At 43.2% G+C, this 1,249-nt stretch carries 2 protein-coding genes; both read right to left on the bottom strand.

Annotated elements, in window-relative coordinates:
• Positions 1 to 39 precede the first annotated feature (39 nt).
• On the bottom strand, positions 40 to 729 hold the full coding sequence (locus tag GQO39_RS08525) for a phage baseplate assembly protein V (RefSeq protein ID WP_156851774.1): 690 nt from the start codon (positions 727 to 729) through the stop codon (positions 40 to 42).
• Positions 710 to 1,249: hypothetical protein (locus GQO39_RS08520; RefSeq protein ID WP_156851773.1), on the bottom strand; the 540-nt coding region annotated here is incomplete at its 5' end. The genes GQO39_RS08520 and GQO39_RS08525, both read right to left, overlap by 20 nt.

Genomic DNA, 1,249 nt, shown 5'->3' with positions numbered 1-1,249 from the left:
CGGTCAATGACTTTCCTGTTGTGCGGTCCATTCCACTGTTCAATGGGGACCTCCTGTCATAGAGCCACCAGAAACAACACCGCCGTGAACATGGCTGTTTCCAATGTTGGTGCTGTTGTGCTTTAATCCACCTGAATGGATGGAAACGTCATTGCCTGAATGAAGAGAAATATTGTTATGTGAATTGAGTGAAATGCCACCACCAGCCTTCAAAGAAATGTTGCCATCTGCGTTTAAATTGAGATCACTTTCTGAAACAATTTTTATGCCATCTGGTGCGGTAAGCTCTAGCTTACCACCATCACCTTTTAGTGACACGCCATCCGCAATCGTGAGGATAAACTTTCCGCCTGATTTGATATGAATGCTATAGCTATTTTGTTCATCATCATATTCAACAAAAGTTCCATCAGGATAAAGTGTCTTATGAATATTGCCCTTATCGGCTGCTTGATTAGCATCTGTATGAATGGAGCCAACAATCACTCCTTGCGATAAGTCACCTGATGACGAGACAACAATCACTTGCTCTTCAATATCACGCCCTTCATAGGAGCATGTTTTACCGGCGCGGGCTTGGGTATCTGGAATCCAGTCACTGATAAGGTTGCCGCTTTTTACCCGATAGCGTGCGTTTTTATGGTCGACATGGCTAATCTTACCTACCATAACCATATTCGCTACGCGTCTCTTTAAATCAGTGATTTCTTTATCGCGTCGCTCTAACATGAGTAACCTCGATTTTATGGTATTTATCTTTGTTTCTCTCGCCTGTTTCTGGTTCAAAGCTTAAGAAAGGTTCAACAAGTTCTGCGGTTGCATCGCTTTTTTCTTCATCTATATTGGGAATGTTGGTCACATAAGTGACCTCAAAGGTTAAGATTGCACCATGGAGCGCTAGTGCGCCATTATCGCCAAAGGCAAAAGCAATATTTTGCAGGCGGCATGTTTCAACTGTGTTGTTGAGATTGGGATTGGCATAGAAAATTTCCTCAACTTCCCATGCCAACTGGTCAACAAAACGTGCACCGTTTTCTCGTGTGTCGTAGCACTCAACATCCACTGTTAAAACACGCTGCCTTACCCCATAATCATAGCCATCTTCAATCGTTTCACTTTGCGTTGAGATATTAATTGCGGGCGTATTCTCAGGGGAGAAGTTGAAATCACGCATATTGAAAACATTGTCACCAGCCGCCGTCTTTGCTGCTTTGATCAACGCAACAAATGTTTCCCTTATCGTCTCTCT

It is taken from the genome of Bartonella refiksaydamii (assembly GCF_902652675.1).
Lineage (GTDB): Bacteria > Pseudomonadota > Alphaproteobacteria > Rhizobiales > Rhizobiaceae > Bartonella > Bartonella refiksaydamii.
The sequence above is the reverse complement of the archived record's forward strand: the minus strand, read 5'-3'. Positions and strand labels throughout refer to the sequence as shown.

What these genes read in the sequence shown, in the direction of transcription:
- GQO39_RS08525 (WP_156851774.1), bottom strand. Translation starts at nt 729, where the DNA reads ATGTTAGAGCGACGCGATAAAGAAATCACTGATTTAAAGAGACGCGTA.